A 23,724-nucleotide genomic window follows, 5' to 3' on the forward strand; every position below is an offset into this window, starting at 1 on the left:
AATTACGCTTTTTTGGGTACTTAGACATTACTATTAGATGGGCTAATCGCTAATTTTTTAATTAAATTAATTTTTTTTCATTCAATATCGAACTTTTTCAAAGCATGCGAGTCTACTTTAATGTGAATATGATTCGAGCGACTGAGAAATCAGTATTATAGATTTAGGAGTAGTCGGCTCGGATGAGTGGACAAATAAGTGATCAACAGTTAGTTGAACGTGTTCAGCGTGGTGATAAAAACGCCTTCAATTTGCTAGTCCAAAAATACCAAAATAAGGTAATGAGCTTAATTTCGAGATACATACGAAACCAAGCGGACATAGCAGATGTTGCACAGGAAGCTTTTATTAAAGCTTACCGTGCATTACCCAACTTTCGGGGTGAAAGTGCTTTTTATACTTGGCTTTACCGCATTGCAGTAAACACTGCAAAAAACCATTTGGTTTCTCAGAGCAGAAAAACACCGCCAAACAGTGTTGACGCCGAAGAAGCTGAATACTACGAAGGCAGCGATGCATTAAAGGAATTTGCTTCACCAGAACGCTTGGTGTTATCAGATGAAATTAATCGGGTGATTTTTGAAACGTTAGAAACGTTGCCAGAAGAATTGAAAATTGCAATATCACTACGAGAACTCGATGGTATGAGTTACGAGGATATTGCCAATATCATGGATTGTCCTGTTGGGACGGTGAGATCAAGGATCTTCCGCGCACGGGAATCAATCGATAAAAAACTCCAGCCTTTGCTGGAACAGTAACAGTCTTTATGACATGGGTGAAAAATGCTTAAATCAGGTCAAGAATGGGTTTCATCAGCAGTTGACGGCGAAGTTGATGCGAAAACATTAGCGGAATTGTCAGCAGACGAAGACTCACATAGCAAATGGCAAAACTATCACATGATAGGCGATGCAATGCGCGGCGAGTTACCACAGACAATTGATTTGGATCTTTCTGCTAATATTGCAGCTGCAATCGAATTAGAGCCAGCCATTATTGCGCCTCAGACTCAAACAACTTCAGTACATGATACTGAAACCGTTAACGAGACTAAGAAAGATAATGTGGTACCGTTTTTCAAACAGTTTGGTCAGTATGCAATTGCTGCAACTGTGGCAATGGTTGCAATTGTTGGTGTGCAAAATTATGAGCAAGACCCAAGTGTAGACTCACCATTACCTGTGTTAAATACTCGTCCTTTAATTGGTTCTGCGTCACCTGTTAGTCTCCAAACTGGGGCTGTACAAAATCAATCTAATATCAGTAATGATAATATGGTTGAGCAACGTCGCCGCATAAATTCTTATATCCAAGACCATATGCTACAACAAAGGTTGAATTCAGGTGCGGTTGTGGACAACAATAGCGAAATTGAACCAAACGATATTAATCATTAATTCGGAGTTAGCTTGCGTCTAATCCTGTTAGTACTTGCTGTATTGGCTTTCCCTAGTATTGCCGAAGAAGAAAAATCAGCGAAAGCTTGGCTCGAAAGTATGAGCCAAGCATTACAAACCAAACAATTCAAATCTTCTATTATTCAACTTCAAGCCGACCACATACGACCACTGGTTTATCTGCATGGTACGGTCAATGATAAAGAAGTCGCATTTCTAGAATACCTCAATGGCCCCCCTAAAAATGCGGTCAGAGTGGCCGATACGGTAACATTTATTGAGCATGACCAACCGGCATACAGCATCAGCGCCCCCCGTATTCAAGGTCTTTGGCCTGCTATTTTTGCATCTAATATCACGTCTTTAGAGCAGGGGTATCAATTTGTTTTAGGTGGAAGAAGCCGCATAGCCGGGCGCCCAGGGCAGATGATCCGCATTATTCCGGTTGATGAACACCGCTTTATGTCACAAGTTTGGGTAGACATGGAAACCCATTTACCATTGCGTTATGACATGATTAACCAAGACAAACAGCTGATTGAGCAAATGATGGTCATTGAGCTATTAGAGCTTGGTGAGCCAGCGAGCATTTTAGTCGAAGCTGAAAAGCAAGAACTGCCGCCGGTGATGAACCCAGCTGAACGGATTGAAGGCCAAAATTGGCAATTTACTTGGTTACCTGCAGGGTTTCATTTAGTGGTAAAAGATCATCACCGCTTACTTGGTAGTGATGAATCAGTTGAATATATCGCTTTAACCGATGGCTTAGTTAACATTTCAGTGTATGTGGCCAGAATGGGTGATAGCCCGATGCCAGATGAGCTCATTACCCGCAACGGCCTTTCAATGGTGGTTGAGCAAGTGGGCAATGTTGAAGTGGTTGCAGTGGGTAAAGTGCCTGCTGATACGCTTAATCGTATTGCTAAAAGCCTAGTGTTAAAATAAAAAGTATTAAAATAGCCAGTATTGACGTAACTAGCCTCAAAACAAGGGTTAAAATAAGTGCTAGAATCACTAGCACTTAACATACAGGGCGATTTTCGCTATGACTCAACAAGCAGACTCAAAATCAGCGCAACAACCTCAATCGCCTCCAGCATTATCGCAATCGATGTTAGAAGAGGTGGCGACGGTAATCGCTTACGATCCTAAAGGGTGGGTCACCGTTGAGATTGAACTTAAGAGTGCTTGCAATCATTGTTCAAGCAGTGAAAATTGTGGCACTTCAACGGTTGCGAAAGCCTTTTCGATTAAAAAACAGCAATTCTCCCTCATGGCAGAACAAGCCTGCGAAGTCGGTGATTTACTGAAACTTGCTTTGCCTGAATCCGTCATATTAAAAGCCGCAATGCTGGTTTATATTACCCCTTTAGTTGGATTGTTTTTAGGCGCTATTATGGGGCAGGGCTTAGCTGACCTTTTGGAAATCAACACTGATCACGGCGCAATGGTGCTGGCAGCCATCGGCAGTTTCATGGCTTGGAAAGCCGGTAAAAGCAAAGCTGTAGAACTTGAAAAAGCCTCAACGCCCATCATTACAGCGTATTTAGGCCAAGGGATCAGTCTTTCACGGGGTTAGATTGCATTATTTATCAGATATGAAGGGCGATTTTATTATTGTTTTTTGTCCAGTTATTGATTGTGATTGGTATTAACCCCTTTATCAGGTACAATTCGACCCCATTATATCCACCATTTTAGTAGTAGCCATTTCACCCACATGAAACACATTAGAAACTTCTCAATTATTGCCCATATCGACCATGGCAAATCAACATTGTCTGATCGCCTTATCCAATTTTGTGGTGGTTTATCAGACCGTGAAATGGACGTTCAAGTTCTCGATTCTATGGATATCGAACGTGAGCGCGGCATTACCATTAAAGCGCAGAGCGTTACCCTCGACTATAAAGCCGATGATGGTGAAACTTATCAGCTGAACTTCATTGATACACCCGGCCACGTTGACTTCTCTTATGAAGTATCACGTTCACTTGCTGCATGTGAAGGTGCATTGCTCGTCGTTGATGCCGGCCAAGGCGTTGAAGCGCAAACTCTGGCGAACTGTTACACCGCCTTAGAAATGGACCTTGATGTGGTACCGATTTTAAACAAAATCGATTTACCTCAAGCCGATCCTGAGCGCGTAGCTGCAGAAATCGAAGATATTGTTGGTATCGATGCTATGGAAGCTGTGCGCTGCTCAGCTAAAACGGGTATCGGTATCAAAGATGTATTAGAAGTCATCGTATCGGATATACCACCACCAGAAGGTGATATCGATGCGCCACTTCAAGCGCTGATTATTGATTCATGGTTTGATAGTTACCTTGGTGTTGTCTCGTTAGTCCGTATTAAGCATGGCGTCTTGAAAAAAGGTGACAAGTTTAAAGTTATGTCTACTGGTCAAAACTACAATGCTGACCGTGTTGGTATCTTTACGCCTAAACAAACTGATACACCTGAGCTTAAAGCCGGTGAAGTTGGCTTTGTTATTTCGGGCATTAAAGAAATTCACGGCGCACCAGTAGGTGATACCTTAACTCACGCTAAACATGGTGCTGAAGAGCCTTTACCTGGGTTTAAAAAGGTTACTCCGCAAGTTTATGCCGGTGTTTTCCCAATTTCGACAGATGAGTTTGAAAGCTTCCGTGAAGCATTAAACAAGCTAAGCTTGAACGATGCATCTCTGTTTTTCGAGCCTGAGTCATCTTCAGCGTTAGGTTTTGGTTTCCGTATTGGTTACCTTGGCTTATTGCACATGGAAATCATTCAAGAGCGTCTTGAGCGTGAATACAATCTTGATTTGATTACCACTGCACCAACGGTTGTTTATGAAGTTCAATTGAACAACGGTGAGGTGGTTTATGTTGATAACCCATCAGATTTACCGCCAATCAATAACATCGAAATGATCCGTGAACCGATTGTTGAAGCAAACATGTTGGTGCCTAAAGAGTACTTGGGTAACGTTATCACTTTATGTGTCGAGAAGCGTGGCGTACAAACCAATATGGTTTATCACGGTAACCAAGTTTCTGTGACTTACGAATTGCCAATGGCTGAAGTTGTCATGGATTTCTTTGATAGATTGAAATCGACCAGTCGTGGTTATGCATCATTAGAGTATAACTTTATTCGTTTTGAAGAAGCGGATATGGTGCGTTTAGATATCTTGATCAATGGTGACAGAGTTGATGCGCTAGCAATGGTTATTCATCGTTCAAACATTCGTCATCGCGGCTTAGCTTTAGTTGATAAGATGAAAGAACTGATCCCAAGACAGATGTTTGATATCGCGATTCAAGCTGCGGTGGGTAGTCAGATTATTGCTCGCTCAAACATTAAAGCCATGCGTAAAGACGTTACGGCTAAATGTTATGGTGGTGATGTCTCGCGTAAGAAGAAACTACTGAATAAGCAAAAAGAAGGTAAGAAGCGCATGAAGCAAGTCGGTAACGTTGAAGTGCCTCAAGAAGCGTTCTTAGCTGTATTGAAACTTAATGATTAAACCTTTGTAGGTTTCATTAGAGTTCAGATAACGCCGCAGTTTGCGGCGTTGTCATTAGCAAAAGTTAATTTTGCAACAATGACTTATTCGTATAATTTGTAACATTACAGTTAGTGCTTAACGAAGTATTCCATAGAATACTCATTATTCAGCGGTTTATTCATTAAACTATTATTTGAAAGTGTTAAAGGCAGGAGCTTAAATTTCAATGGCAGCCCATTTTTCTCTTATTTTAACCATAATAACCCTTGTGAGTGGGTTAATTTGGTTAATCGATGCAACGATATTTGCCCCTAAACGTCGTGAAAGCTTAGCCCTTGCAGAAGCAAAGCAACCTGATTTGAGCGATGATGCAAAATACAGCATTACGCGTGAATCAACCTTGGTTGAATTTGCCCATTCAATTTTTCCGGTTATCGCATTTGTATTGATATTGCGTTCATTTATTTATGAGCCATTTCAAATACCATCAGGCTCAATGAAACCGACTTTACTGGTAGGTGATTTTATTCTGGTAGAAAAATTCAGCTATGGCTTACGTGACCCAGTATTTCGCAGCAAGCTAATTGAAACAGGTGAGCCTGAGCGTGGCGATGTGTTTGTGTTCAAATATCCTCAGCAGCCTGAAATAGACTATATTAAAAGAGTGGTTGGTTTACCGGGTGACCGTATTGTTTACCAAAATAAGCAATTTCTTATTCAGCCAAAATGTGATGCAGCAACTAATTGCCCGCCAGCAAAAGCAATTAAGCTAACGCCTGTTAATCGTGGTGAGTTTACCCATGAAGGCGTATCGTTATCTCGCTATACCGAGCAGTTAACCGATGTAGAACATGATATTTTAATCAATCCATCTCGCCCTGATTTTAGCTCACATTTCTTTGAGCAACCGGGTACGGCAGTGGGTGAATTTATTGTGCCAGAAGGTCAGTACTTTGCCATTGGTGATAACCGTGACAACAGCACGGATAGTCGCTTTTGGGGTTTTGTCCCTGAAGCTAACCTAGTAGGTAAAGCGGTAGCGATTTGGATTAGTTTTGAATTTGAACGACCTGCAAGTAGTTGGCTGCCGACATGGGTACCAACCGGGGTGCGTTTTGACAGAGTAGGTGCGATCAAGTAATGGAACCAATTAAAAACTTACCGCGACTGTGTCGCACGCTGGGGTATGAGTTTACTAATGTTGATTTATTAACTCAGGCATTAACTCATCGTAGTGCTGCATCAAAACATAATGAACGCCTAGAGTTTCTAGGTGACTCGATTTTATCAATCATTATTTCTGATGCACTTTATCATCAGTTTCCTAAGGCCACTGAAGGTGATTTAAGCCGTATGCGTTCCACCTTAGTCAAAGGTGAAACCTTAACGGTTATCGCAAAAGAATTTAAGCTAGGGGATTACCTCTACTTAGGCCCTGGCGAGCTTAAAAGTGGCGGATTTAGACGTGAGTCTATTTTAGCTGATGCGGTTGAAGCCATTATCGGGGCGATTTATTTAGATGCTGATTTAGAGACCTGTCGTAAGTTATTACTGACCTGGTACCAGCAGCGTTTGGCTGAAATCAAACCTGGCATCAATCAAAAAGATCCGAAAACGATTTTACAAGAATATCTGCAAGGTTATAAAAAGCCCTTACCTGAATACCATGTTGTCGATGTAAAAGGTGAGGCCCATGACCAGACATTTACGGTTGAATGTCGCGTAGCAGAAATCAATAAAGTAGTGACAGGCGTCAGTACTTCAAGAAGAAAAGCTGAGCAGCTAGCTGCCGCTCAGGTATTGGAGCTTATTAATAAATGACCAAAAAAACAGACTTGCCAGAGAACTCACCAGTTGAGCCGAGTTTAGATGAATTATTGGCAAGGATGAATGGCGCTGCGCCAGCCGCTACAGCAAAATACGAGGTCACCTATTGTGGCATGGTCGCTATTGTCGGCCGCCCTAATGTGGGGAAATCTACCTTACTGAACAAGTTGCTTGGGCAGAAGGTCAGTATTACCTCTAAAAAGCCGCAAACCACTCGTCATCGCATTATGGGGATCCATACCGATGAAGCTAGGCAAATTGTGTTTGTTGATACTCCAGGCTTACATATTGAAGAAAAGCGTGCGATTAACCGCCTTATGAACCGTGCTGCAGCAAGTTCGCTTGCTGATGTCTGCATGGTTGTGTTTGTGGTTGATGGCATGACGTGGACTGAAGATGATGAGATGGTGCTCAAGAAATTAGAGCAAGGCAGTGGTCAGCGTAAAACGGTTTTAGCTATCAATAAAGTCGATAATATTAAAGATAAAGAGTCTTTATTCCCTTATCTTGAAAAGTTATCTGCTAAGTTTAAATTTGATGAAATTCTGCCTATCTCGGCTACTAAAGGCACGAATATTCAACGAATTTTAGATTTAGCCAGTGAGTCGTTACCTGAAGCTGGATTTTATTTTCCAGAAGATTACGTCACTGACCGTTCGCAACGCTTTATGGCGTCAGAAATTGTCCGTGAAAAGCTAATGCGCTTCTTAGGTGATGAACTGCCTTATGATGCCACCGTTGAAATTGAACAATTCAAAATGATGGAAAACGGCGTTTATCAAATCAATGCCTTGATCTTGGTCGAGCGTACGGGCCAAAAACGTATGGTTATCGGCAATAAAGGCGAGCGTATTCGCACTATCGCCACCCAAGCTCGACTTGATATGGAAACCTTGTTTGATAATAAAGTTTTCTTAGAAGTCTGGGTTAAGGTTAAGTCAGGCTGGGCAGATGACGAACGTGCTTTACGTAGCTTAGGCTATGGTGAAGACTAAAGCTATGCCTTGTCTAATATCGACTCTAGCGACAGTGTAACCCTGCTATGTTAAGGGGTTACATACTACATCATCGACCATACAGAGAATCCAGTGTGATTGTTAATCTGTTAGTTGATGGTGTAGGTAGGGTGGATGCCTTAGTCAGAGTCGGTAGCGGTAAAAAATCCCTTAAAAGTATCATTCAGCCATTTCAGCCGCTGATCTTCCAGTTCAATAGCAAATCAGGCTCGACTGATTCCTCGCTTAAATTTATTACCCAAGTTGAACCCGCAGCGCCGGCATTGCCCCTTAAAGCTGAAAGCTTATATTCTGCTATGTATCTTAATGAGCTGCTGGTTAGGGTCGTTAATTCAGGCCAACATGCTGAAGGGTTATTCCTGCATTATCACCGCAGTTTAATGGACTTGGCCCAGCAATTTAGTTCCAGTCATTTACGCTACTTTGAGATGGAGCTGCTTTTAGAGTTAGGTGCTTTGCCATCACTGGATTACGACACCTTAGGTGAGATGATCATGGCAGGTTGCAGCTACCGTTTTGTTGCTGATGCCGGTTTTGCTGTCGTGAATCAAGCCGCATCAGAGCATTTTAGTAGCAGTCGTAACTTGCTCGCTGGCGAGATGCTCATTCAGCTCAAGCAAAAGCAATTAACCCCAGAGCACCTAATTCAAGCCAAAGGGCTGATGCGCTATCTGTTAACGCCGCTATTAGGCGGTAAGCCATTACTTAGCCGTAAGTTATTTATTAAACAATAACTTTTTCATATATGAGCAGCCAGTGGTTTACATTAGAATAGGCCCACTAGTTTGTAATATTACTTTTTAGATTTGCTAGTTAGCGAGTCAGTTTTGCCAATTAAGGAGCCACAATGAGTGGAATTTTATTAGGAATTAACATCGATCATATTGCCACTCTTCGTCAAGCTCGTGGAACCAGTTACCCTGATCCTATCCATGCCGCAGCGGTTGCAGAGCATGCTGGCGCAGATGGCATCACGATTCATTTACGAGAAGATCGTCGCCATATTCAAGACCGTGATGTGTATTTGTTGGCTAAAACCCTAAAAACGCGAATGAATTTTGAGTTCGCTGTTACCGATGAAATGATTGCAATAGCCTGTGAAGTCAAACCCGCTTATGCCTGCCTAGTGCCAGAAAAACGTGAAGAGCTGACCACAGAAGGTGGCTTAGATGTGGCTGGCCAATTTGATAAAATCACTCAAGCTGTCACGACGTTAGCAGCTAAAGGCATCAAGGTATCGTTGTTTATCGATGCCGACAAAACCCAAATTGATGCCGCTGTAGCATCGGGTGCACCTTATATTGAAATCCATACCGGTTGTTATGCCGACGCTGAAACGGATGCTGAGCAGGCTATAGAGCTAGCGCGCATTACTGAAATGGCCAAATATGCGCACAGTAAAGGCTTGGTTGTTAATGCCGGTCATGGCTTGCATTACCATAACGTCAAAGCCATTGCAGCTATCCCTGAGTTGTATGAGTTAAATATTGGACATGCTGTTATCGCTAGAGCTGCCATTGACGGTTTAGCGACTGCAGTAAAAGATATGAAAACATTAATGCTAGAAGGGCGTAGAGGCGAATAATGGCCATTGTGGGTATTGGTACAGACATTATTGAGATAAACCGCATTGAGCAGCAATATGCCCGTTTAGGCGATAAGTTGGCTAAGCGTGTGCTCACGCCTTCAGAGCTGGAAATTTACCAATCTTCAAAAATAGCCCACCGATACCTAGCAAAACGTTTTGCCGCGAAAGAAGCCGCTGCTAAAGCCTTAGGTACAGGTATTGGCCGCGGAGTGTCATTTCAGCATATCCATATCAGTAATGATGACAATGGCGCGCCACTGATCAGCTTTACCGATGGTGCATTAGCAAGGCTTGAGCAACTTGGCGCGACCCGCGGCCATATTACTATTGCTGATGAGCAGCATTATGCCGTGGCAACCGTGATTATTGAGTCTTAGTAACTGAAATTGTTCACATTAAATACCTAAAGGCGCTTAATGCGCCTTTTTTGTGCTTGAGTCTTTTTATGGCGAAACTTGAGTTTGCTGATGCCGATAGGGTAAGTTAACGTCAGTTAACCATTACTCACAAAAAACTAACAACTAAAGGTGGTGATATGAAATCAGCGGTAGAGCAGTTAGCAACTTACAAAAGTGTGCACTTAAACCCGAATAATATCCGCACTCATTTCATCGGCGTACCGCTGATTATTTGGTCGGCATTTTTGATGTTAAATTTTATACCGGTGAATTTGCTGTCATTGCCAAATTTGTATATCAATGTGAATGTGGCATCCGCGTTTGCTATCGCGACCTTAATTTACTACTTCATCTTGCATAAAGGTTTAGCGTTAGGATTAACGATTTTTATTATTCCAGTGCTTATCACCACTTCGCTGGCAGCGCAGCATGGGGCGGGCTGGCTTGTGGCCATTGCGGTATTTGTTGTTGGTTGGGTGATTCAGTTTATCGGCCATAAATACGAAAAAGCCAAACCAGCTTTTATTGACGATTTAAATCAACTTTTGATAGGGCCGTTTTTTTTAATGGCAGAGTTGTATTTTATGCTTGGCTTTGGCAAAGAACTTGAAGAAGAAATTACCCCAATAGCGCGGGATAAACGCAGAGCGTTAGAGGCGAAAAAGCGTCAAACCACATAAGTTTGATTGAATTTCTGGTATTAAAAAAGGCGCTCGATGCGCCTTTTTAGCTTTTTAATAGCTTAAAACTAACTAATGTTAGTCATCCTGCTCAACTTCAGTAAGCGTGGCATCTGGTATGACTTTTACCGTTTTAATCATGTTATCTGATACCTCTAAAACCTCAATGTCATAGCTGCCTATTTTAAGGCGAGTACTGGCTGATGGAATATCTTCAAGGTGTTCGATGATCAACCCATTTAAGGTTTTAGGTCCATCGATGGCAAAGTCCCATTTCATTTCTTTATTTAAGTCACGTATGGTGATGCTGGCTTCGATAATGAAACTGCCATCTTGTTGAATATCAATATCTTCACTGGCAGTGGTGATCATTGAAGTGGTGAAATCACCAACAATTTCTTCAAGAATATCTTCTAAGGTCACCAAGCCTTGTATGTCACCGTACTCATCCACCACTAAACCAAAGCGCTCTTTATTTTGCTGAAAGTTGGACAACTGCACCGTTAGCGGTGTGCCTTCTGGGATGAAGTACAACTCTTTTACGGCTCTTAACAAGGTGGATTTACTGAATTCTTCTTTTGACTGCAGTCTTAAAGCATCACGGAGGTGGATAAAACCGACGGCATCATCAATATTATCGCGATACACCAACACCCGTGTGTGCGGGCTTTGAGTCACCTGTTTATTGATCAGTTTGAATTCGTCATTAACGTTAATGGCATAAATGTCTGAGCGCGGGATCATAATGTCTTCAACGGTGACTTTTTCTAAGTCTAGGATCGACAAAAGCATTTCTTGATGTCGCTGGGGGATCAATGCCCCAGCTTCATGAACAACGGTGCGCAATTCTTCTTGGCTAAGGGCATCATTAACGCTGACATTTTTAATTCCTAATACCCGTAAAAAACCAGAAGTGATTAAGTTAATCACTTTCACTAGCGGCCATAATATCGACAGTAAGGCTTTTAATAACAAGCTTGACGGAAAGGCAATACGTTCAGGGTGCAAGGCGGCAATGGTTTTTGGGGTCACTTCGGCAAAAATGAGTACCACCAATGTCAGTACTCCAGTAGCTATTGCAACACCGACATCGCCAAATAAGCGCATACCAATAATGGTTGCTATCGCTGACGCTAAAATATTAACCAGGTTATTACCAATTAAAATGAGGCCAATTAAGCGGTCAGGTCTTTCTAGCATTTTTAGTGCACGAATAGCACCTTTGTGGCCGCTGGCCGCTAAGTGGCGAAGACGGTAGCGATTTAAGGTCATCATGGCGGTCTCACTACCTGAAAAGTAGGCTGAGATTAAAATTAACACCAACAGAGAGAAGAGGAGTGCGCTGGTAGAAATAGCGTCCAAAAATGGCTCCAGTTTTTGTAGTAAAAAAAAGACGAATGATGAGTATCAATCATTCGTCATGAGTGTCAAGTTTGGTTAATGTTATTCAACCAAATATACGGTTATCGTAAAATAATTTCAGTTACAATTCGTGCGCCAAAGTAAGCCAGAGAAAGTAATGTAGCCCCTGATAAGGTATATATTACTGCAGTACGAACACGGCAACCTATGCTGTAATGCTGCCAAAGCATCACACAGTAAACCACCCAAGCCATAATTGATAAAATAGCCTTGTGACCTTTACCATCTTCAAACATATCTTCCAAGAAGATAAACCCTGTCGCCAGTGATAATGTTAGTAACATCACTCCGATAGTCACCAAATGGTACAGCTGCTTTTCAACTGTCATTAATGGCGGCATGCCGGGGCTCATCATGGTTTTCTTATTTTTTAGTTTATTTTGGATTAGCCACAACTGAATTGCGTACAAAGCTGCAATCATCAAGGCACTGTAGGCCATAAGCGATAATACAATATGTGCTAGGATCTCTGGGTGAACATCAAAGTGGATGATGTATTGAGGCGGAATGAGCCACAGCACAGCAACCGAAATAACCGAGCAAGCATAAACCACAGGCACCACAACAATCACTTTTAAGCGGTGCATGATAATGGTAAAGCTAAAGGCAATAATCCAATTAACCAGTGAAATCACATTGGTTAAACTAAAGTTTTGCCCATCAGCGGTAAAAATGGTTTGTGATAATGCAATGCCATGAAGCACAACGGCAATGGATGCAAAGATAGCAACGAGCTTGCGATTGGGACCTTCTGCGTGGAAAAGTCGGCTTGTCACTAAAATAAGTGCAATGCAATAAAACAACATCGCCGAAGCTGGGAAAATGACCATCTGGAATAAACCTATCAAGTTATGAGTGCCGTTGTTTTTTACAATATAAAATCAGCACATCTTTAGTTAGTTAAGATTAACACGAACGCCCCCCAATAGTGGAGTGACCTAAGACTCAAAATTTAACAGTTTCCATCATTTAACTGCAAATTCTTTACGAAAGATGATGAATATCAAATCTGATAGCGCAGGCTAATGTCGCATCTTGAAGTAGTTTGGGTATAATGGGCGCCAATTATGGAATCGTTTAAGGTATACAGCAGCGCATGTTTGAGAATCTATCTGACAGACTGTCACGCACCCTCAAAAATATTAGTGGTCGTGGTCGCTTAACCGAAGACAACATTAAAGATACCTTACGTGAAGTGCGCATGGCGCTGCTTGAGGCTGATGTTGCTTTGCCAGTGGTACGCCAATTTGTTAACAGCGTAAAAGAACGCGCTGTTGGTCAAGAGGTGTCAAAAAGTTTAAGTCCAGGACAAGCATTCATTAAAATTGTCCAAAATGAACTTGAAATTGCAATGGGTGAGGCTAATGAAGCCTTAGACCTCGCTAGTCAACCGCCTGCAGTATTAATGATGGCAGGTTTACAAGGTGCCGGTAAAACCACCAGTGTTGCCAAACTGGCGAAATTTTTACGTGAACGTGAAAAGAAATCAGTACTGGTAGTGAGCGCCGACGTTTATCGCCCTGCGGCGATCAAACAGCTAGAAACCTTAGCCACTGAAGTTGAAGTTGAATTTTTTCCATCGGATGTGAGCCAAAAGCCAGTCGACATTGCTACTGCCGCGATTGCCCATGCCAAGCTTAAGTTCATTGATGTTGTGATTGTCGATACCGCAGGTCGCTTGCATGTCGATGAAGCGATGATGGATGAAATTAAAGACCTTCATGCAGCCGTTAATCCTGTAGAGACACTCTTTGTTGTCGATGCTATGACGGGTCAAGATGCGGCCAATACCGCAAAATCATTTAATGAAGCATTACCGTTAACTGGTGTGATTCTGACAAAGATTGATGGTGATGCACGTGGCGGCGCGGCGTTATCGATTCGTAATATTACTGGCAAACCGATTAAATTCTTAGGTGTCGGTGAAAAAATTGATGCCCTTGAGCCATTCCACCCCGAGCGTATTGCTTCACGTATTCTTGGTATGGGTGATGTGCTATCACTTATTGAAGAAGTAGAACGTGGCGTTGATAAAGACAAAGCCATGAAGCTTGCTTCAAAAGTGAAATCAGGTGGTGGCTTTGATTTAGAAGATTTTCGCGAACAATTGCAGCAAATGAAGAATATGGGCGGCATGATGAACATGATTGAAAAGCTGCCAGGTGTAGGCCAATTACCACCTGAAGCGCTAGCCCAAGTTCAAGATGGCAAGATGACTGGCCAAATGGAAGCTATTATTAATTCAATGACACCAGGTGAGCGTAAGCGTCCTGATATCATCAAAGGTTCAAGAAAACGTCGTATTGCCTTAGGTTCTGGCACCCAAATTCAGGATGTTAATCGTCTTTTGAAGCAGTTTACTCAAATGCAAAAAATGATGAAAAAAATGTCAGGTAAAGGTGGGATGAAGAAAATGATGCGCAGTATGGGCGGCATGATGCCTCCGGGAATGAAGTTTCCTGGGCGTTAATGTTTACGTTTTTTATGAATATCTTTTCAAATACCGCTGGTTAGGTTTATTTTGACCTATGGCAGACAATAACCTTCGATGTAAAAATCGTCGGATTTGGTTGCAATAGTTGAAAAGTCAGGTAAAATCTTCCGGCTTTCTACTGGGGCCCTTCGCGAACACGGAGTCCCAGTTTTTTATTTTTGCTTCTAGCAAATCATTAGAGGAATAAAACGCATGGTTACCATTCGTTTAGCTCGTGGCGGCGCAAAAAAGCGTCCATTTTACAGTATCGTTGTAGCAGATAGCCGCAATGCACGTGACGGTCGTTTCATCGAACGTGTTGGTTTTTTCAACCCTTTAGCTAAAGGTCAAGAAGAAACTTTACGTTTAGATTTAGATCGTGTTGACCATTGGGTTGCAACTGGAGCTTCGACTTCAGAACGTGTAGCAAAATTGATCAAAGACGCTCGTAAAGCAGCTGCTTAATAGCGTTAAGGTATAAAGATGAGTAGTAATCAACAACCCATCGTACTAGGCAAAATAGGTTCTAGTCATGGTATTAAAGGTTGGATGAAAATCACCTCTTATACCGATTCTGTTGAAGGTATTTTTGAATATTCGCCTTGGTACATAAAAGAACAAGGTGAATGGCGTGAGGTTAAGGTCTCTCAGTGGCGTTTTCAAGGTAAAGCACTTGTGGCTTGCTTAGAAGGCGTAAATACACGAGAGGATGCGCAAGCACTTACAAATTGTGAGATTGCCATTCAGTCAGACCAAATGAAAAACTTGTCAGAAGATGAATTCTACTGGCGAGATTTGATTGGTTGTACTGTGACTAACACCAAAGGCTACAACATGGGTGAAGTCGATCAGATCGTGGAAACAGGATCCAACGACGTACTCCTTGTTAAAGCTAACGTAAAAGATGCTTTTGGCAAAGCGGAACGAATGATTCCCTTTGTCCCTGAGCAGTTCGTCCTTGAGGTGAACTTGCAAAGTAAACAGATATTAGTGGATTGGGATCCAGACTTTTAAGTCGAGGTACATCATATGCGGTTAGGGGTAGTAACCCTGTTTCCTGAGATGTTTCGTGCCGTTACAGACTTTGGAGTCACGGGTCGAGCCGTAAAAAACGGCCTGTTAGAGTTGCAAACGTGGAATCCTCGTGATTTCACCCATGATCGACATAACACTGTTGATGACCGACCTTACGGTGGTGGTCCAGGCATGTTGATGATGGTGCAACCGTTACGCGATGCTATTCATGCAGCGAAAGCTGCGGCAGGTGACGGTGCAAAGGTGATTTATTTATCACCTCAGGGACGTAAGCTGGATCAGCAAGGCGTTTCTGAGTTAAGTAAATCAACAAGTTTAGTGTTGGTATGTGGTCGATACGAAGGTGTTGACGAACGTATTATTCAATCTGAAATTGATGAAGAGTGGTCAATTGGTGATTATGTGCTTTCGGGCGGAGAATTACCGGCGATGACCTTAATTGATTCAGTTGCAAGGTTAGTACCTGGTGTACTAGGTAAGCAAGCGTCAGCAGAGCAAGACTCTTTCTCTGATGGCTTATTGGATTGTCCACACTATACACGCCCTGAAACTTTAGATGGTGTCGGTGTACCAGCAGTGCTTTTAAGCGGTGACCACAAAAAAATTAGACTCTGGCGGTTGCAACAAAGTCTTGGTAGGACTTTTTTAAGACGACCAGAATTATTTGAAAATCTAGCTCTGACTGGCGAACAAAAGACTCTTTTAGCGGAGTTTGTCAAAAATTTAGACAAACCTGTGTAGTCATAAGCCCAGTTATTTCTAGAACGGAGTAAGTTATGAACAACATCATTAAAATGCTCAACGAAGAGCAAATGAAAACAGATGTACCTGAATTTGGTGCTGGTGATACAGTAGTAGTTAAGGTACGTGTAGTTGAAGGCAACAAAGAACGTCTTCAAGCGTTTGAAGGTGTGGTTATCGCTAAGCGTAACCGTGGTCTTCATTCTGCATTTACAGTACGTAAAATCTCTAATGGCGAAGGTGTTGAGCGTGGTTTCCAAACGCACAGTAAACTAGTAGCTAGCATCGAAGTTAAGCGTCGCGGTCGTGTTCGTCGTGCTAAGCTTTACTACTTACGTGATCGTTCAGGTAAATCTGCACGTATCCGTGAAAAGTTGGCAACTAAGTAAGACTAGTTACCCGCTTAAAAAAATTAGATGCAGTGTTCGCACAATAGCCCGCCTTTATGGCGGGTTTTTGTGTTTTTGGAGAAAATTAAATTTAGTGGTTGATTAGTCGTTTAATCCAAGGCATAGTTAGCTCAACTTTGTAATGGTGTAGCGGTACGGTGTTACCTTGGTAAGGTCAGTTAGTGCAGTCATGGTTAACGCGATAGCCCCATGACAGAAATAATTTTTTAAGAAGTGAGAAATATCATGCAGCAAGATACGATTAATAACGTTCATATTAGTTCAGAGAAAGTACTGGTCACCCCAGCAGAATTAAAAAAAGCATTGCCGCTGTCTGATCACGCTTATCAGTACATTCTTGACGCCCGTAAAACCGTTGCCGATATTGTCCACAAACGTGACAATCGAGTATTAATCGTTACTGGCCCATGTTCTATTCACGATATCGATGCTGCCAAAGAATACGCCCTAAAGCTTAAAAAATTACATGATGATCTCAGTGATGAGTTTTATATCTTAATGCGGGTTTACTTTGAAAAACCACGTACGACAGTAGGTTGGAAAGGTCTTATCAATGATCCTGATATGGACGAATCATTCGATGTTGAAAAGGGACTAAGAATGGCGCGTGAGCTGATGATTTGGCTTGCAGAGCTTGAACTGCCGGTAGCGACTGAAGCATTAGACCCCATTAGCCCGCAGTATATGTCAGAGCTGGTAACTTGGTCGGCCATTGGCGCCCGAACCACAGAGTCGCAAACTCACCGTGAAATGGCATCTGGCTTATCCATGCCAGTAGGATTTAAAAACGGCACTGACGGTAAACTTGGAGTGGCGATTAATGCCTTACAATCTGCGGCAAGCAGCCACCGTTTTATGGGCATTAACCAGCAAGGGCAAGTGTCATTACTGCAAACGGCAGGTAACCCCGATGGCCATGTGATTTTACGTGGTGGCAAAACACCTAATTATGATGCTGACAGCGTGGCAGAGTGTGAAGCGCAGTTACATCAAGCCAAATTAAATGCCAGATTGATTATTGATTGCAGTCATGGCAATTCATCAAAAGACTATACAAGACAGACACTAGTTTGCGAGGATGTATTTAAACAAATACATGCAGGTAACCGTTCAATTATTGGGGTGATGCTTGAAAGTCACTTAAATGAAGGTAATCAATCCAGTAATAAGCCTCTGTCAGAACTGGCTTATGGCGTATCGGTAACCGATTCTTGTATAAATTGGCAAACAACTGAGACATTGTTGCGTAGCAATGCTAATTTACTTAAAACAGTATTACCTAATCGATTCGCAGCATAAACGCGACGATGGATGGATTTAAGCGATGAATGAAAAAACCACTTTAGATTTAGACAATTTGCGTGAGCTTATTGACGGCGTTGATCAGCAACTACTGCATTTATTACGTAAGCGATTAGATCTTGTCGCTCAAGTCGGGGCGGTTAAGCATGCTGCTGGGGTGCCGATTTACGCACCGCAGCGTGAAGCATCAATGTTGGCAAAACGCCGTAAAGAAGCCTGTGAGATGGATGTTTCACCGCAACTTATTGAAGATATTTTACGTCGTTTAATGCGTGAGTCTTATCTGAATGAAAAAGATGTCGGGTTTAAGCAAGTAAAAACGGATCTTGGTCATATAGTCATTGTTGGTGGTGAAGGCCAGCTTGGTGGTTTATTTAGTCAAATGCTGACGCTGTCTGGCTACACTGTAAAAAGCCTTGATAAAAACGATTGGCATCGCGCAGACGAGTTATTTGATGGCGCTGGCATGGTGATCGTTACCGTGCCAATTAATGTCACTTGCGAGGTGATCAGCAATCAATTAAACAATTTAGCTGATGATTGTATTCTTGCTGATTTGACCTCAATTAAAACTGAGCCTTTAAATGCCATGCTTGCAGCTCACAATGGCCCTGTAGTGGGTTTACACCCAATGTTTGGCCCTGATGTGGGCAGTTTAGCAAAGCAGGTTGTGGTGGTGTGTGATGGCCGCGAACCCCAAGCTTACCAATGGTTACTCGATCAAATTATTATTTGGGGCGCGCGTATTGTTAATGAGGATGCACAAAAGCATGATAAAGCCATGCAACTAGTGCAAGCCATGCGTCACTTTTCAACTTTTGTTTATGGTTTGAACCTATGTAAAGAGCAGGCCGACATTGAGACGCTTTTACAATTTAGTTCGCCTATTTATCGTTTAGAGTTGGCGATGGTGGGGCGTTTGTTTGCTCAAGATCCTAAACTGTATGCTGATATTATTTTTGCCCAAGAAGGCAGCCAAGTCGCCATTAGTGATTATCTTGATAACTATGGTCAAGCACTTCAACTACTTAAGACCGGTAATCGAGATGAATTCGTGTCTCAATTTGAGCAAGTTGCAAAATGGTTTGGGGATTTTGCGCCACAATTTCAGCAAGAAAGCCGCGCTATGCTACAGTCAGTGAATGATATGAAGACCAATTAAGCCGAGTTAAAGCTGAATAATATTGCGAAATCATCAAACAGGGATTAAGGTTAAAGGGAGCTGCTTTTAAGTAGCTCTTTTTTTCGGACTAATAGGAGTGATAATCTAATGACAAATACTGAGGTTTACACCGCAGAAGATTTATCGCTTGGGCATTTTTTATATGCACTAATGAGCGCCTTTCCACTCTTTTTTTTACCCGTGTTTTTTAGTTTATTAATTAATATTTCCCAAAACCGTATTCCAGCAAACTCTTTGCTGGGCTCTCATTTGAGATGGCAACGTAACAGCATGACCGGTTTGATGCCATTAGTGATCTTAGGCTATTTTACTCCTCAAATATGGCTTAGTGTCCCGATATTTGTATTAGCTTTAGGCTGGTTTAGTTATCGTATTTTTAAAGGTTGGCTTGGGTTAAATGATAATGTCAGCATGTATTAATTGTTGATTAACCAATAAAAAACCGAACTTAATGTTCGGTTTTTTATTGGGCTAACATCAACAGTATCATTTGGGTAAACGATACTGCTGGTTTTATTGATGAAGCTCGTGCAGCAAGTGATGCTGGTCATCTGCCTCTGCCAGTTGTTGCTCACTCAGGATCAGTCCGTTGGCCTGTAGCTGCTTAACTGCAATGGCTTGCTGATGTAAAAGAGGGCTGTTAACCGCGTAACTGGTATTAACAATAACAGGCAAGTGGCATTGATGCTTTATTGCAATTAAACCGGCTAAATCCAATGACAGTTGCTCAGGATTAGTAAAGCTTCTAATGCCTGCTTCAACCAAGATAAGTTGTTGATTACCCGTGGTCAAAACTCTATCTGCAGCAGTAAGCCAGTCAGAGGTACTTGCCATCGTATTGCGCTCAAGCAATACCGGTTTACTGATAGCGCCTGCAGCGTCTAACAGCTCTTTATCAAACATCGCCTTACCAGCAAGATAAACCATATCGGCCGACTTTACAGCAATATCGAAGCTGCTTACTGAGTCAACTTCAATGGCACTGAACAAGCCTGCTTGCTCAACGATATGACTATAATTTTTAAGGCTTAACGGCGATAAATTATCTGTAGATAAAGCTTGTAGCAATACCCCTTGATAACCAGACTCTTTCACCTGCTTCACCTTAGCGGCAAATAAGTCATCGGTGTCTGTAAGGGTCATTTGTTGCAGCGCAACTAAGTCCTTTTCACCAATGGCACAGTGTTTGGTTTCAATAATGGTCTGCTCTTGTCGATACAATTTCGAATGCTTAGGGGCATCAAGATTGTCACTAGCAGTTTTATTGGGGGCTTTAGAGCTATTTGGCTCAATCACTAGCTGACTACTATTTAGTTGAGTTGGTTTGACGGTTTCACAAGGGTAACAGCCCAGCACTTTTATAAAGCGTGTTAGCCTTTCTAATTCTTTTAAGGCTTGCTGCATATCATGGTTTGCAAGATTTTCATCAACATCAAGGTAGAACATTTCTTCCCACGGGGTGCCAGGGATTGGGCGAGACTCTAACTTACTCATATTAATGTTATGGGCTTTTAATACGAGCAGCGCCTCAACTAGCGCGCCGGGCTTTTGTCCTGTAGCCATAATCAAGGTGGTTTTTGCCGGCAGTTGTGACGGCACTGCAACAGCTTTGCGGGCAACCACAATAAAGCGGCTTTGATTAATTTTTTGGTTGGCTAAGCCTTTTTCTGTGGCACTTAATTGATATAAGGCGCCGCCTTCAGCACTGCCTATAGCGGCAACACTGTCATCATCTGCATCAATGACCTGCTGCATGGCTTCAGCACTGCTTGAGCAATAGGCCAGCGTTAAGTTTGGATGTTGCGATAACCACTGACTGCATTGGCTAATGGGCTGTGGGTGAGCAAATACGGTTTTGATTTGTTCTAATTCAGCATTGTTTTTGGTGAGTAAGCAATGACCCACTTCAATGGTTGTTTCTCCGACAATTGAAAGAGAGGTGTGTTGCAGCACGTCATACACTTCATTAATTGAACCCGAAGAGGTATTTTCAATCGGTAAAAAACCTAAGTCGGCATGACCGAGTTCAACTGAATTGATAATTTCATCAAAACTTTGGCAGCCTAAATCAATCATTTCTACTTGGCGGCGCAGACAAAAGCGGCTGGCTGCGAGATAAGAGTATGAGCCTCTAGCACCTAAGTAGGCGATGGTCGATTGTTGTTGCTGGATTTCAGGATTAGCACGGCCATGTAAAAAGGCTTGTTGATTCAAGACTGAATCTTCAATGATGCTTTGATAAAGTGAGATAACAAAGTGAGCATCTAAACCTTGCTCTCTACCTTGTTGAACTAAGCGTTCTAATAATTCTTTTTCCCGCTGCGTATCTCTGATGGGCCTAACATCGACTTCTTTACTTCTGGCGACATCAAGGCTTAATTCACGCCTTTTGGCTAGTAAGGCTAATAAGTCCTTATCTAGTGAGGTAATTTGTTCTCTGGTCTGACTCAATTCTGGCGCTTTTTTCATAATAGCCTCAATGACGACTGCTTAGCTGACGTGGTGTTGAACAGCGAGCATTAAATATTTAATAATAAAAAGCCCCCCAGTTGGGAGGCTCTAAATTTCATTTTCGTTTTTACACAAAAAATCGGCCTCAATATGGGGGCTGAATAAAAAAGAAAATAAAATTGCGGCTAGTGATATTTTTCATACTGTAAAATTAAAGCGCTAAGCTATCAGTGTCAATCAAATATTGATCAAGTTTGCTCATTGTTTATGGTTTGCATAAAAAAGCGCACCCGAGGGCGCGCTTTGGTTTAAGTGTAATAAAAAACATCAAGCTGCGGTTTCCTCCTTATAGACATACTCAAAATCATTATCGGTTTCAGCTATTGGCGAAACGTGACGTTGAGCTTGGGGTTTATGTGTCAGGCGATTTAGCTGTTTTTCCAGCTTTTTACCCATTGCAGTTATTGCTGCGTAAAGGTTTTCATTTTTCGCCTGGGCGAATAGTTCTCCACTTGGCAAGCCTACTGACGCTTCTATCTTAAAGAGCTGCTTTTCCTGAGTGATAATGACATGTGGGTTAATGAGTTGTAGATCGTGTCTTGCGAGTTTTTCAATTTGTCCTTCGATACGTTCAAGAATCGGTGCAGTTACTTCAAGTTGCTTGCTAGTGATTTTCAGCATATTTCGAACCTTCTGTTGTTTGCTTAAGTTCAGATTACCAAGCTTCGAAAGAAAAATCGTGATTTAAATCACGTTTTGTAGGTTTTTTAAGTCTGTTTGATTCATATTTGATCGCTTAGACAATTTAGCTAAAAAACCGTTTAAAATGTCTTGAAACTCGATTTAAATAGGCGCATATTTGAATGGATAACAACCTCGCTCACCTCCTTTTTTTGAATGATTTATATACACTTTCTCAATTGACCTTGCATTTTCGTTAGCCATTTTTTGTGGCATCGCGCTTTTACTGTTGTGCTAACCGCAGCTGAAAAAGCTTTTAAAGTTTGCCACTAATATTCCTATTAGCCGCACGCATGTCGAAAGTCATATTTTTGGGATGTAACTACTGAAACCCTAGCTGAAGGGCTAAATCATATATTGTAGAACCCAGTATCTTGTTGATGTTTAATAATTCATAAGCGGCAGAGTTTGAACTTGCTCGTTGCAACTTGGTAATACTTAATTACTTTTCTTTACCTTAAGGGTCTATGAGTGCAAGATTTTGCTCTTTATAATCAAGTATATTAAAAGAACTAAGCTTAAGGCACATCTATGAGTATAGAACAAAAAAAAATTAAGGTATGGGATGTACCCACTCGTATGTTTCACTGGCTTACGGTGGTGTTGCTGATTTGTTTGTGGTGGACAGCAGATGCAGGAGAGATGGAGTGGCACCAAGTTTGTGCTTATAGCTTTTTAGTGCTGATTGTCTTTAGGTTACTGTGGGGATTTGTAGGTAGTGATACCGCAAAATTCAAAGACTTTGTCGCTGGCCCTAAAAAAGTTATTGGTTATTTACGTGAGCCGTCAAAAGAGCCTGTAGTTGGCCATAACCCAATGGGTGGCTACATGGTGTTGCTTATGTTGTTTGTGCTCACATTGCAGTTGCTAACGGGTCTATTCGCTACAGATGATATCTTTACCGAAGGACCACTTTACGCCATGGTGTCTTCTGATACTGCTTCATTTATGACATGGTTACACAAAATGAACTTCAATTTCATTCTTGGCTGCATCGCATTGCATCTATGCGCGATTACGGTTTATGCCATTAAAGGCCACAAGTTAGTCGCTGCGATGATCTCAGGTAAAAAGTCTTTAACTGAAGAAGAACATCAGTTGCTCAGCACTGAACCTAAAATGAAATCACCGTTACTTGCTTTAGGCATTGTTTTGCTAGTTGGTTCGGGTGTTTGGGTTTGGTTAATTTCACCTATTATCGCTTTTATGTGATGTCAGTTTTCAAAGGCTTTTACTAGAAACAGCCAGCAAAAAGCCCACTTCAAGTGTAATGCCGATCGGTTAAGAACACTTGAACGATCCTGCAGATGAATGATAATCCCTACCAGTATTCTGGTAGGGATTTTTTTATGTTTGCGCAAGAGCTTGAGTTAGTTCATGAGTCAGTAGAAGAAAGTGGAGATTATGCTTCTGTAATGGAGGCTATCGATTCACAGTGGATAGAACAATCATTACTTTCAGCCAACAAGGCAAGTATCCGTAATCGTCGTTTGCCTGCGCAGCAAGCCGTCTGGCTCGTGCTGTGGATGGGATTAATCCGTAATCAATCCATAAAAGAAGTCTG

26 protein-coding genes and 1 other annotated feature are annotated in these 23,724 nt (G+C 42.0%); of the genes, 22 read left to right on the forward strand and 4 right to left on the reverse strand.

All coding sequences use genetic code 11. From position 1 onward, the window contains the following. Positions 1-182 precede the first annotated feature (182 nt). From rpoE to BM739_RS16465, 12 genes are all read left to right on the forward strand, one after another. Positions 183-761, forward strand: a complete 579-nt coding sequence (gene rpoE, locus BM739_RS16410) for an RNA polymerase sigma factor RpoE (RefSeq protein WP_076542544.1) — start codon at positions 183-185, stop codon at positions 759-761. Positions 762-785: 24 nt separating this feature from the next. Further along, entirely contained in the window at positions 786-1,400 is a 615-nt protein-coding gene (locus BM739_RS16415) for a sigma-E factor negative regulatory protein (protein ID WP_076542546.1), read from the forward strand. Between the two features lie 12 nt (positions 1,401-1,412). Next, positions 1,413-2,345, forward strand: a complete 933-nt coding sequence (locus BM739_RS16420) for a MucB/RseB C-terminal domain-containing protein (RefSeq protein ID WP_076542548.1) — start codon at positions 1,413-1,415, stop codon at positions 2,343-2,345. A 166-nt stretch (positions 2,346-2,511) separates the two neighbouring features. After that, positions 2,512-2,979, forward strand: a complete 468-nt coding sequence (locus BM739_RS16425; protein WP_076542611.1) for a SoxR reducing system RseC family protein — start codon at positions 2,512-2,514, stop codon at positions 2,977-2,979. A gap of 141 nt (positions 2,980-3,120) precedes the next feature. Then, the gene (lepA, locus tag BM739_RS16430; protein ID WP_076542550.1) at positions 3,121-4,911 is read left to right on the forward strand and encodes a translation elongation factor 4; all 1,791 of its coding nucleotides are present in this window, start codon (positions 3,121-3,123) and stop codon (positions 4,909-4,911) included. Positions 4,912-5,119: 208 nt separating this feature from the next. Continuing rightward, positions 5,120-6,034 carry a signal peptidase I gene (gene lepB / locus BM739_RS16435; protein WP_076542552.1) on the forward strand — a complete coding sequence of 305 codons (915 nt, stop codon included), beginning with the start codon at positions 5,120-5,122 and terminating at the stop codon, positions 6,032-6,034. After that, complete coding sequence (gene rnc, locus BM739_RS16440; RefSeq protein ID WP_076542554.1) at positions 6,034-6,714, forward strand: ribonuclease III; 681 nt, start codon at positions 6,034-6,036, stop codon at positions 6,712-6,714. The genes lepB and rnc overlap by 1 nt, the downstream gene beginning before the upstream one ends. Further along, complete coding sequence (gene era / locus BM739_RS16445) at positions 6,711-7,715, forward strand: GTPase Era (RefSeq protein ID WP_076542556.1); 1,005 nt, start codon at positions 6,711-6,713, stop codon at positions 7,713-7,715. The genes rnc and era overlap by 4 nt, the downstream gene beginning before the upstream one ends. 47 nt (positions 7,716-7,762) lie before the next feature. Next, a complete protein-coding gene (recO, locus tag BM739_RS16450; RefSeq protein WP_076542558.1) occupies positions 7,763-8,470 on the forward strand; it encodes a DNA repair protein RecO in 708 nt (235 codons plus the stop codon). A gap of 113 nt (positions 8,471-8,583) precedes the next feature. Beyond that, the gene (gene pdxJ / locus BM739_RS16455; RefSeq protein ID WP_076542560.1) at positions 8,584-9,321 is read left to right on the forward strand and encodes a pyridoxine 5'-phosphate synthase; all 738 of its coding nucleotides are present in this window, start codon (positions 8,584-8,586) and stop codon (positions 9,319-9,321) included. Beyond that, entirely contained in the window at positions 9,321-9,701 is a 381-nt protein-coding gene (gene acpS / locus BM739_RS16460; RefSeq protein ID WP_076542562.1) for a holo-ACP synthase, read from the forward strand. The genes pdxJ and acpS overlap by 1 nt, the downstream gene beginning before the upstream one ends. Before the next feature lie 158 nt (positions 9,702-9,859). Then, positions 9,860-10,402: a DUF962 domain-containing protein gene (locus BM739_RS16465; RefSeq protein ID WP_076542564.1), complete on the forward strand. Its 543-nt coding sequence runs from the start codon at positions 9,860-9,862 to the stop codon at positions 10,400-10,402. 78 nt (positions 10,403-10,480) lie between these two features. On the opposite strand, the gene BM739_RS16470 is transcribed toward BM739_RS16465, so the two are convergent. Both BM739_RS16470 and BM739_RS16475 read right to left on the reverse strand, forming a co-directional pair. Beyond that, on the reverse strand, positions 10,481-11,764 hold the full coding sequence (locus tag BM739_RS16470) for an HlyC/CorC family transporter (protein WP_076542566.1): 1,284 nt from the start codon (positions 11,762-11,764) through the stop codon (positions 10,481-10,483). Between the two features lie 101 nt (positions 11,765-11,865). Next, positions 11,866-12,654 (reverse strand): inner membrane protein YpjD, encoded by a 789-nt coding sequence (locus BM739_RS16475; protein ID WP_076542568.1) that lies wholly within the window; start codon positions 12,652-12,654, stop codon positions 11,866-11,868. 266 nt (positions 12,655-12,920) lie between these two features. Between BM739_RS16475 and ffh the strand changes: the two genes are divergently transcribed. From ffh to BM739_RS16515, 8 genes are all read left to right on the forward strand, one after another. Beyond that, positions 12,921-14,294: a signal recognition particle protein gene (gene ffh / locus BM739_RS16480; RefSeq protein ID WP_076542570.1), complete on the forward strand. Its 1,374-nt coding sequence runs from the start codon at positions 12,921-12,923 to the stop codon at positions 14,292-14,294. A gap of 216 nt (positions 14,295-14,510) precedes the next feature. Further along, positions 14,511-14,762: a 30S ribosomal protein S16 gene (rpsP, locus tag BM739_RS16485; protein ID WP_076542572.1), complete on the forward strand. Its 252-nt coding sequence runs from the start codon at positions 14,511-14,513 to the stop codon at positions 14,760-14,762. A gap of 18 nt (positions 14,763-14,780) precedes the next feature. Beyond that, positions 14,781-15,311 carry a ribosome maturation factor RimM gene (rimM, locus tag BM739_RS16490; RefSeq protein ID WP_076542574.1) on the forward strand — a complete coding sequence of 177 codons (531 nt, stop codon included), beginning with the start codon at positions 14,781-14,783 and terminating at the stop codon, positions 15,309-15,311. Positions 15,312-15,326: 15 nt separating this feature from the next. Further along, positions 15,327-16,073, forward strand: a complete 747-nt coding sequence (trmD, locus tag BM739_RS16495) for a tRNA (guanosine(37)-N1)-methyltransferase TrmD (RefSeq protein WP_076542576.1) — start codon at positions 15,327-15,329, stop codon at positions 16,071-16,073. Positions 16,074-16,108: 35 nt separating this feature from the next. After that, complete coding sequence (gene rplS / locus BM739_RS16500; RefSeq protein WP_076542580.1) at positions 16,109-16,462, forward strand: 50S ribosomal protein L19; 354 nt, start codon at positions 16,109-16,111, stop codon at positions 16,460-16,462. A 246-nt stretch (positions 16,463-16,708) separates the two neighbouring features. Continuing rightward, positions 16,709-17,782, forward strand: coding sequence for a 3-deoxy-7-phosphoheptulonate synthase (locus BM739_RS16505; protein ID WP_076542582.1), 1,074 nt, complete (start codon positions 16,709-16,711; stop codon positions 17,780-17,782). 25 nt (positions 17,783-17,807) lie between these two features. After that, positions 17,808-18,947 (forward strand): bifunctional chorismate mutase/prephenate dehydrogenase, encoded by a 1,140-nt coding sequence (gene tyrA, locus BM739_RS16510; RefSeq protein ID WP_076542584.1) that lies wholly within the window; start codon positions 17,808-17,810, stop codon positions 18,945-18,947. 108 nt (positions 18,948-19,055) lie between these two features. Continuing rightward, positions 19,056-19,388, forward strand: coding sequence for a hypothetical protein (locus BM739_RS16515; RefSeq protein ID WP_076542587.1), 333 nt, complete (start codon positions 19,056-19,058; stop codon positions 19,386-19,388). A 93-nt stretch (positions 19,389-19,481) separates the two neighbouring features. On the opposite strand, the gene BM739_RS16520 is transcribed toward BM739_RS16515, so the two are convergent. Continuing rightward, complete coding sequence (locus BM739_RS16520) at positions 19,482-21,437, reverse strand: chorismate mutase (protein ID WP_076542589.1); 1,956 nt, start codon at positions 21,435-21,437, stop codon at positions 19,482-19,484. 62 nt (positions 21,438-21,499) lie between these two features. Then, positions 21,500-21,615: a sequence feature (Phe leader region), on the reverse strand. Positions 21,616-21,746: 131 nt separating this feature from the next. Beyond that, on the reverse strand, positions 21,747-22,100 hold the full coding sequence (raiA, locus tag BM739_RS16525) for a ribosome-associated translation inhibitor RaiA (RefSeq protein ID WP_076542593.1): 354 nt from the start codon (positions 22,098-22,100) through the stop codon (positions 21,747-21,749). A 591-nt stretch (positions 22,101-22,691) separates the two neighbouring features. Between raiA and BM739_RS16530 the strand changes: the two genes are divergently transcribed. Together BM739_RS16530 and BM739_RS16535 are read left to right on the forward strand one after the other, a co-directional pair. Then, a complete protein-coding gene (locus BM739_RS16530; RefSeq protein WP_076542596.1) occupies positions 22,692-23,372 on the forward strand; it encodes a cytochrome b/b6 domain-containing protein in 681 nt (226 codons plus the stop codon). A gap of 137 nt (positions 23,373-23,509) precedes the next feature. Next, positions 23,510-23,724, forward strand: a 215-nt coding sequence (locus BM739_RS16535; protein ID WP_175609544.1) for a transposase domain-containing protein, incomplete at its 3' end; no start/stop codon positions are given.

This window comes from Shewanella sp. UCD-KL21 (assembly GCF_001957135.1).
Classification (GTDB): Bacteria; Pseudomonadota; Gammaproteobacteria; order Enterobacterales; family Shewanellaceae; genus Shewanella.

Excerpts from the sequence above, each read along its gene's own strand:
- lepB (WP_076542552.1), top strand. The coding sequence starts at position 5,120 with ATGGCAGCCCATTTTTCTCTTATTTTAACCATAATAACCCTTGTGAGT.
- BM739_RS16475 (WP_076542568.1), bottom strand. The coding sequence starts at position 12,654 with ATGGTCATTTTCCCAGCTTCGGCGATGTTGTTTTATTGCATTGCACTT.
- recO (WP_076542558.1), top strand. The coding sequence starts at position 7,763 with ATGTTAAGGGGTTACATACTACATCATCGACCATACAGAGAATCCAGT.
- ffh (WP_076542570.1), top strand. The coding sequence starts at position 12,921 with ATGTTTGAGAATCTATCTGACAGACTGTCACGCACCCTCAAAAATATT.
- lepA (WP_076542550.1), top strand. The coding sequence starts at position 3,121 with ATGAAACACATTAGAAACTTCTCAATTATTGCCCATATCGACCATGGC.
- trmD (WP_076542576.1), top strand. The coding sequence starts at position 15,327 with ATGCGGTTAGGGGTAGTAACCCTGTTTCCTGAGATGTTTCGTGCCGTT.
- BM739_RS16515 (WP_076542587.1), top strand. The coding sequence starts at position 19,056 with ATGACAAATACTGAGGTTTACACCGCAGAAGATTTATCGCTTGGGCAT.
- rnc (WP_076542554.1), top strand. The coding sequence starts at position 6,034 with ATGGAACCAATTAAAAACTTACCGCGACTGTGTCGCACGCTGGGGTAT.
- rimM (WP_076542574.1), top strand. The coding sequence starts at position 14,781 with ATGAGTAGTAATCAACAACCCATCGTACTAGGCAAAATAGGTTCTAGT.
- BM739_RS16425 (WP_076542611.1), top strand. The coding sequence starts at position 2,512 with ATGTTAGAAGAGGTGGCGACGGTAATCGCTTACGATCCTAAAGGGTGG.
- BM739_RS16465 (WP_076542564.1), top strand. The coding sequence starts at position 9,860 with ATGAAATCAGCGGTAGAGCAGTTAGCAACTTACAAAAGTGTGCACTTA.
- tyrA (WP_076542584.1), top strand. The coding sequence starts at position 17,808 with ATGAATGAAAAAACCACTTTAGATTTAGACAATTTGCGTGAGCTTATT.
- raiA (WP_076542593.1), bottom strand. The coding sequence starts at position 22,100 with ATGCTGAAAATCACTAGCAAGCAACTTGAAGTAACTGCACCGATTCTT.
- rpoE (WP_076542544.1), top strand. The coding sequence starts at position 183 with ATGAGTGGACAAATAAGTGATCAACAGTTAGTTGAACGTGTTCAGCGT.
- BM739_RS16520 (WP_076542589.1), bottom strand. The coding sequence starts at position 21,437 with ATGAAAAAAGCGCCAGAATTGAGTCAGACCAGAGAACAAATTACCTCA.
- pdxJ (WP_076542560.1), top strand. The coding sequence starts at position 8,584 with ATGAGTGGAATTTTATTAGGAATTAACATCGATCATATTGCCACTCTT.
- rpsP (WP_076542572.1), top strand. The coding sequence starts at position 14,511 with ATGGTTACCATTCGTTTAGCTCGTGGCGGCGCAAAAAAGCGTCCATTT.
- era (WP_076542556.1), top strand. The coding sequence starts at position 6,711 with ATGACCAAAAAAACAGACTTGCCAGAGAACTCACCAGTTGAGCCGAGT.
- rplS (WP_076542580.1), top strand. The coding sequence starts at position 16,109 with ATGAACAACATCATTAAAATGCTCAACGAAGAGCAAATGAAAACAGAT.
- BM739_RS16415 (WP_076542546.1), top strand. The coding sequence starts at position 786 with ATGCTTAAATCAGGTCAAGAATGGGTTTCATCAGCAGTTGACGGCGAA.
- BM739_RS16505 (WP_076542582.1), top strand. The coding sequence starts at position 16,709 with ATGCAGCAAGATACGATTAATAACGTTCATATTAGTTCAGAGAAAGTA.
- BM739_RS16530 (WP_076542596.1), top strand. The coding sequence starts at position 22,692 with ATGAGTATAGAACAAAAAAAAATTAAGGTATGGGATGTACCCACTCGT.
- acpS (WP_076542562.1), top strand. The coding sequence starts at position 9,321 with ATGGCCATTGTGGGTATTGGTACAGACATTATTGAGATAAACCGCATT.